The organism is Deinococcus piscis, from assembly GCF_014653275.1.
In the GTDB taxonomy this organism is placed as follows: domain Bacteria; phylum Deinococcota; class Deinococci; order Deinococcales; family Deinococcaceae; genus Deinococcus; species Deinococcus piscis.
Window position 1 is genome coordinate 1 of record NZ_BNAL01000076.1, and the last position, 1,486, is coordinate 1,486.

2 protein-coding genes and 1 pseudogene are annotated in these 1,486 nt (G+C 58.4%); 1 reads left to right on the plus strand and 2 read right to left on the minus strand.

The window, feature by feature from the left end; all coding sequences use genetic code 11:
* Window positions 1-421: pseudogene (locus IE158_RS13660) on the minus strand (hypothetical protein); the annotation flags it as partial.
* On the opposite strand from IE158_RS13660, the gene IE158_RS13345 reads away from it, so the two are divergent.
* A complete protein-coding gene (locus IE158_RS13345) occupies window positions 308-640 on the plus strand; it encodes a PIN domain-containing protein (protein WP_229839137.1) in 333 nt (110 codons plus the stop codon). The pseudogene IE158_RS13660 and the gene IE158_RS13345 overlap by 114 nt on opposite strands.
* Here the strand turns inward: IE158_RS13345 and IE158_RS13350 are convergent.
* A partial coding sequence (locus tag IE158_RS13350; protein WP_189644195.1) for an erythromycin esterase family protein occupies window positions 630-1,486 on the minus strand: 857 nt, incomplete at its 5' end. The two genes, IE158_RS13345 and IE158_RS13350, sit on opposite strands and share 11 nt — an antisense overlap.

The following is a 1,486-nucleotide window of genomic DNA, read 5'->3' on the forward strand; positions in this document are numbered from 1 at the left end:
CTGGGTTAAACTGCTTGAAGCTACGGAATCTTCGAACGTAGCCTGAAGGATTTTCCGTACCACTACCGTTCAAGAGGGTGATGAGCTCATTCTTGTCAGAGAAGAGTATGGCTACCGACTGACCAGCCGCAGGCTCCTTGCCGAATCCTTGTATGGCAGCTTGAGAAAGGCGGAGAGCGATGAGCGGGACTTCACCCAGGAGCTGCTCGACGAACGCAAAGCTGAAGCTGATCGGAAGGGCTGGTAAATGCTCCTCGATGCCAGTGCCCTCCTGGCCTTTCTCCTCAAGGAAGATGGCGGCCGCGGAGTGTTGGAAGTCGTCAGTTCCCGGCAGTGCTGGATCAGCAGCATCACGTTGACCGAAGTCCAGGGCAAACTGGTCGGACGTGGTGATTTCACACCACATCAGGTCGAAGCCCAATTGGGGTCGCTGCTGGGCTTCGTCCGTGAGGTGCCCTTCGATGCCCAGTGCCGGGAGAAGGCGTCTTTCTATTACGCCAGGAAGTCACCTTATGGCTTGAGTCTGGGTGACGCAGCTTGCCTCGGGACCGCTGAGGCGATGAAGGTTGATGTCCTCACCGCTGAACATGGCTGGGCCGAGATTCCCGATCTGCCGTTTGAAGTCAAGCTCATTCGCTGAGCTTGAGCATCGCATCTTTGACGAAGAGCAGTCCGTCCACCCCAGAGAGTGTCTCCGGCTTCAGCGGAAAAGCCTGCGGTGGGAAGTCGGTACGCTTGGTCAAAGGTGCATCCAGCCTGACGTTCAATTCTGCTCTGGTCAGGAGGCTGATCTGGTCTGGCAGCTGCATCAGTTGGCCTTCAGGCGTGTCGTGGGCCGGGTCGCCAATTCCCATGGTGGTCGCCCGCCCCATTCCACTGGCAATAAAAGCGTAATCGGTTCCCAAACGTCGGCTCAGCTGTGCCCCTGCACTCCACCACTCCATTCTTTGCTCGCCCATCCATAGACCACTGACTTCTCGTTGCAGATGCAGGTTGTGGGCGAAGACCAGAGTAGGACCATGTTCCCGTTCACGCTCCGCGATGGCTTGGAGATTGTCCGCCATCATCAGGTCACGCAGGGACAGCATGGTGGCCAGACGGTCGGGTGTTTTCCGTGCCGCGTCCGGGCGGGCCATATTCGCGTGGTACCGGAGGAGGCCCAGGGCGGTGCGCGCATGTAGTTCGGCCTTCCAGAAACCGGGGAGGTGTTCCAGCCTCGGCCGCTCTCGTTGCAGCAGGGTGAGCAAATCGTCGGCCAGCAGACGGAGTTGCTGGGCTTCCGAAGTCCCGCCCACCGATTGACTCGCATCCATGGCGGCCGCCTCATTCGTCCAGCGATCATCCTCGCCACAAAGACTTTGAAGGTCATCCACTTCGAAGGGAAGTTCTCCCAGATGACGACTTAAAAAGCCATGTAGGGGTAGTGGTACGCGAAATCCTTCCACATCGGCCCCACTTTTTAGGAGGGTGGGGCACACTGGAGGGA